The following is a 5,225-nucleotide window of genomic DNA, read 5'->3' as shown; positions in this document are numbered from 1 at the left end:
GACTGGCCTCGACCGCCTCGAGACGCTGTGTTTGCGGACGGTCGACGCCGGACTGACGCCGTTCGCGGCGCGCCTGACGACGCGCGACGTCGAGGAGATCGGCTTCGAGGCGGTTCGGGTCGTCGTCCCCGGTGCCCAGCCGCTGTTTACCGACGGGCCGTTCTTCGGCGAACGCGCGCGGACGGTACCGGACGATCTGGGCTTCGAACCGCGCCTCGAGCGGGCGTTTCATCCGTATCCCTGACCGGTCACTCCGAAACGCGGTCGCTTCGGGGATCCGACTCGGCTCCAGCCGTGTTTGGTGCACGTCTCTGCCGGTATCGTCAGTCGCGAAACGAAGCGGTCGCTCGTCAGTGTCGGTTACGGAATCGCGCTATCCGTCGATAGCGGCCGCAGAATCGGTCTCGTTCGGTCCGCCGTCGTTCCGCTCGGAGTCGTTCGGGTCGGGATCACTCGTCTCCGGTCCGTCCGTCCCGGAACCGTCCGTTCCGGGTTCAGCGGTCGGCCCGGACGATTCGCCGTCCTCGCGGTTGATTTCTAGTGTCAGATCGTCGTCGGTGATCCTGACGGTCACGAGGCTGGTGTTCTGCGTGATCGTCGCCTCCTCGGTGGTCTGTTCCTCGCTCTGCCGTTCGAACTTGGTCACGCGAAGGTGCTGCTCGGTCGCCTCGAGATGGGGCGGCGAGGCCGACTGGTTGGCCGTGATCGTGTAACTCTCGTCGTAGGTCTGGCGGTCCGTTCCCGGCTCGTAGGCCTCGAGCGTGACGTCGTAGTGACTTTCGGCTTCGCTGTGGATCTCGATCGGGACCAGGCCCTGGAACGTGCCCTTGTAGTGCTCCTGGAGCGCATCCGCACAGCCCGAAAGCCCGATCGTCGCGGCCACCCCCGCGGTTCGAAGTACCGTCCGACGGTTCACGCCTCATCGTCGGGGCCGAACGACTGTATGCGTTACTCTTCCGGTTGGCCCGACAGTCACCGTCGGATCAGCGGTCGGTGATGCTGGTTCGGATCGAGAGGCCTCCGTTCGGCCGCGATTCCGATTCCGATCCGTCAGGCCGACGGAACTGAGCACGGTAGATATCATCACCCACTGGATTTTTGCGTACCGAACCGAACGACGAGGTATGGAGAAAGTCGCTATCGACGACGTCGACATCGAAACCAATCCGATGGACGTTCACTCGATCAGACGGCCGGTTTCGGACGCGCTCGGATTTTCGGACTTCGCGATGAACTACTTCGAACTCGAGCCGGGAGAGTCCTTTTCGGGCGGCCTGCACACCCATCACGATCAGGAGGAGGTCTTCTACGTCCAGGAGGGGACCGCGACGTTCGAGACGCGCGCGTCGCAACGCGACGCGGCCGACGCGAGCGGGGACGGGGAGGTGACGGTCGACGAGGACGAGGTGATCCGGTTCGCTCCCGGTGACTTCCAGCACGGCTACAACGACACCGACGAGCGGGTCGTCGGCTTCGCCTTCGGCGCGCCCGAGTCGAAACACGACTGGGATCAGCTCGAGTCGATGGTCTACTGTCAGGACTGCGAGGACGAGATCGGTCACGGCCTCGAACTGACGGATGATGGTGCCTTCCGGCTGACGTGTACCGCATGTGGCAACTCGTTTACGCCCTGATACCGGGGACGGACTCGCGGAGTCGCGAACGTGACCCGCGTTCGCCGCCGAGCTATCGTGCTCGTGAGCGACGATCGGACTCGATCACAGCCGGAACCTTTTCACGGGAGACCGAGTGGATCAACGTATGGCCACAGCAGACGGTTCGAACGCGGAGATCGACACGAGACTGTTCATCACCGTCTCCGGGCCGCCGGGCTGCGGGGCGACGACGCTCTGCAAACGCCTCGCCGACGCGATGGGCTGTCCCTACGTCTCCGGCGGCGACATCTTCCGCGAACTCGCCGACGACCGCGATATGAGTCTCAACCAGCTCACCGCGGAGGCCGACGGCTCTGACGAGATCGACCGCGCGCTCGACCGACGTCTCCAGCAGATCGCCGAGAAGTGGGGGATGGCCAACAAGCCCTTCATTCTCGAGTCCCGGCTCGCCGGCTGGCTCGCCGGCGAGCGCGCCGACCTGCGGATCTGGCTCGACGCGCCCGAAGACGTCCGCCTCGAGCGGATCGACGACCGTGGCGAAACCGACGCGGAGATGCGCGTCCGCGAGGTGAGCGAAGCCGGCCGCTATCAGTCCTACTACGAGATCGATATCGGCAATCAGACGTTCTACGACCTCCAGATCAACACCGCCCGCTGGAGCAAGCACGGCGTGTTCTCGCTCGTCCGAACGGCGATCGAGGAGTACGATCCCGAAGTGGACGAGGGCGCGTTCTCGACGCCGACACTCGAGCCGTAGAATCGCCTTGGAGAGAGCCGAACCGATCCGGACTCTCGGCCAGAGAAGCGTTTCGGCTTCGTCCTGAGACGCGCACCCATTCGACCGCAATCCGCAAATCGAGGCCGTGGCTCGCTTTTTCGTCCGTTCGAGTGTTGCCGACGCCCCTCTCGTTGGGCCGACGCCCTCCCGCCTGTCCCTCGGTCGCTCGGAGGCGAGGTAGTTTCATTTGCAATCGTGGATCCGCATTGAGGAATGATACCACCCAATCTATATTAGATGGTATGATATTACTTCGCACATGGGTATCAGCCTTTCTAGGCGAGACGACCGGATCGATATCGGAGACCGAACGACGGTCGATCCGAAAGCACGACTGGTGTGATAGCACTATGACAAGAAACACCGTGATGGCCGCGATCGCTATCCTCTGTCTCGTCGCGCTGATTTCGGGGGCTCTCGACCTGTACAGAGCGTTTTCGTTCGTCGGGGCGGCGATCATCCTCGCGGTAGTCGCCTCGGCGGCGATCGAACAAAACGACCGCGAACTCTCGATCGCGCCGTACACCGGGATCGTCGCCATTTTCGCGGCCTCGTTTCTCGCCGGATTCGTCGGTATCTGGCTGACGTGGGAGCCGGGTCAGACCGAGTACAGCTACGCGATGGGCGTCCCGGTTCCGACGCTCGCGTACTTCGCGTTCATCTGGCTGTTGCCCTTGACGGCCTCGATCTACTACGCGCTAATTTTCGATCGGATCGCCAGCGAGGAGATCGTCGACGAAATTCTCGACGAGGCCCGGAGTCGGCAACGAGGTCGATCGTTCCCGCTCGCACCGGAGTGGGAGGATCGTCCACCGGCGGAGTCGGAGCGCACGGAGGTGGCCGATGAGTGATCCCGTGACGGTGCCACCGGTGCCGCTTCAGGAGGGTGGCATTCCGGTCGCCGACGATCCGGTCATCCTCGGGTTCGGGGCGGTGTATCTACTGATCGTCGTCATGATCGGCATCTGGGGGTACAGGCAGACCCAGACGACCAGTGACTTCCTGATCACCGGCAAAAGCATCGGCACGTGGGTGCTCGCTATGACCGCGTTCTCGGTGATCCAGTCGGGCTTCGGGTTCGTCGGCGGGCCCGAACTCGTCTACGCGTTCGGGACGACCCCGCTGTGGATCTTCTTCAGTGCTCCCATCGGATTCCTGCTCACCTGGGTCGTGCTCGCGAAACGGCTCCGCTTACTCGCGGACATCCGGAACGTGCTCACGCTGGCCGATGCGACCTACGTCCGGTACGAGAGCGAGGCGGTCCGCGGGCTCACCGGAATCGCGGTTGTTCTCGGCGTGATCGCTTACCTGGCGGTCAACCTCGCCGCGCTCCAGTTCGTCATGCGCGCCATCTTCGGCATCCCGATCATCTGGGGGCTATTCGGCGGTGCGACGATCCTGCTGGTATACAGCGTCATCGGCGGCATGATCGCCGGCGTCTGGACGGACTTCATTCAGGCGATCACGATGATCGTCGGCGCCGTGTTCGTCTTCTTCTACGCCGTGTCCTTTGGCGGCGGAATGGGGACGATCTCCCAGAACCTCGCGAGCGCCGATCCGGCCCTCATCTCGCCCTTCGGAGCGCTGGGCGCCGGATCCACGGCGGTCCTGGTGGCCATCACCTGGTGGATCCTCTTCTCCGTCGGCTCGGCGGGTCAACCCCACTTGATCACGAAATTCTACATGAGCCGGAACATGGAGATCCTGAAGTGGGGCGCACCGATCGCGGCCATCTCCTACGCGGTCTCGAGCCTGATCGCGTTCTCTGCCGGACTTTCGATGCGTGCGATGGTCGAAGCGGGCGAGATCGAGGAGACGTTCAGTGCGAGCGAGGTCGGGCCCGTCTTCGTCCTCGAGTACACCCCGAGCGTTATCGCCGGCCTGATCCTCGCCGCGTTACTGGCGGCGATCATGTCCACGAGCGACTCCTTTCTCAACATCGGCGCGGCAGCGATCTCCCGAGACATCCCGCGAGCGCTGGGTCGGCCTATCACCGACGACCACACCGAGCTTCGGGTGACGCAGGCCGCCCTCGCGACGCTGACAGCCCTCTCGACGATCGTGGTCCTCTACTCGGAGGCACTGGTCGGCATCCTGGGGGCGATCAGTTGGGGCTTCTTCGCCGCGTCGTTCGTTCCCGTCGTGGTCTTCGGAATGAACTGGAAGGGCGCGACGAAGTGGGGGGCGATCGTGTCGCTCATCGTTGGGATGGGATTCAACATCTTTTACAACGTCCTTCCGGAAATCGCCGCGGTGACCGGGACGGACTGGCTCAACGAGTTGGTCCTCGCCTTCTATCCGTACCCACCTGAGGTCCCGGCCGAGGCGATCGGCTTGCTGGTCGCGATGATCGTCTTCATCGTTGTGTCGCTGCTCACCCAGTCCGGGAAGGACGTCCCCGCGGACCTCCGCGTGCTATTCGAACGATGACGGTCGAAACCGACGGCGAGGAACCGGTCGCCCGCTTCAGGCGGTGGTTCCGCCAGCGACCGAACTCGATCGAGTTCTGGGAGCTGGTACTCACGGACGAGCGTCTCGTCTGGTGTTTCGTCGGGGAATCCTATCGGTCGTTGCTCCTGCGAGCGGACATGGGCGAACGGGACCGTGCAATCGTCGACGAGAGCCCGCTCGGGGATCTCACCTCGCTGGCCGCGGAGAACTTCGCCGTCCCGCTCGAGTCACTCGACGGGATCCGTCTCGTGACCGGCACTCGGTTTCGTCGCGCTAGGCTCGAGATGCGCTGGCGCGCGGGCGACGAGGACGGCGAGGCGGCCCGGTACGACGGCGACGTGACGCTGGCCAGCACCGGTGAAGCCCAGTCTCACCGCGAG

At 63.9% G+C, this 5,225-nt stretch carries 6 protein-coding genes and 1 pseudogene; 6 read left to right on the top strand and 1 reads right to left on the bottom strand.

The window, feature by feature from the left end:
* Window positions 1-244, top strand: a pseudogene (locus PGX04_RS30035) (YcaO-like family protein); the annotation flags it as partial.
* Between the two features lie 129 nt (window positions 245-373).
* Here PGX04_RS30035 and PGX04_RS30030 read toward each other — a convergent pair.
* Window positions 374-916 (bottom strand): hypothetical protein, encoded by a 543-nt coding sequence (locus PGX04_RS30030; RefSeq protein ID WP_337959499.1) that lies wholly within the window; start codon window positions 914-916, stop codon window positions 374-376.
* Between the two features lie 208 nt (window positions 917-1,124).
* Between PGX04_RS30030 and PGX04_RS30025 the strand changes: the two genes are divergently transcribed.
* The 5 genes from PGX04_RS30025 to PGX04_RS30005 all read left to right on the top strand — a co-directional run.
* Complete coding sequence (locus PGX04_RS30025) at window positions 1,125-1,634, top strand: cupin domain-containing protein (RefSeq protein ID WP_273741838.1); 510 nt, start codon at window positions 1,125-1,127, stop codon at window positions 1,632-1,634.
* 127 nt (window positions 1,635-1,761) lie between these two features.
* Complete coding sequence (cmk, locus tag PGX04_RS30020; protein ID WP_273741837.1) at window positions 1,762-2,373, top strand: (d)CMP kinase; 612 nt, start codon at window positions 1,762-1,764, stop codon at window positions 2,371-2,373.
* Window positions 2,374-2,744: 371 nt separating this feature from the next.
* The gene (locus PGX04_RS30015; protein ID WP_273741836.1) at window positions 2,745-3,245 is read left to right on the top strand and encodes a hypothetical protein; all 501 of its coding nucleotides are present in this window, start codon (window positions 2,745-2,747) and stop codon (window positions 3,243-3,245) included.
* Window positions 3,238-4,824 carry a sodium/proline symporter gene (locus tag PGX04_RS30010; protein WP_273741835.1) on the top strand — a complete coding sequence of 529 codons (1,587 nt, stop codon included), beginning with the start codon at window positions 3,238-3,240 and terminating at the stop codon, window positions 4,822-4,824. The genes PGX04_RS30015 and PGX04_RS30010 overlap by 8 nt, the downstream gene beginning before the upstream one ends.
* Window positions 4,821-5,225: hypothetical protein (locus tag PGX04_RS30005; protein ID WP_273741834.1), on the top strand; the 405-nt coding region annotated here is incomplete at its 3' end. The genes PGX04_RS30010 and PGX04_RS30005, both read left to right, overlap by 4 nt.

It is taken from the genome of Natrinema soli, assembly GCF_028618695.1.
Note: the sequence above shows the minus strand (reverse complement) of the source record. Positions and strands in the feature narration are given on the sequence as shown.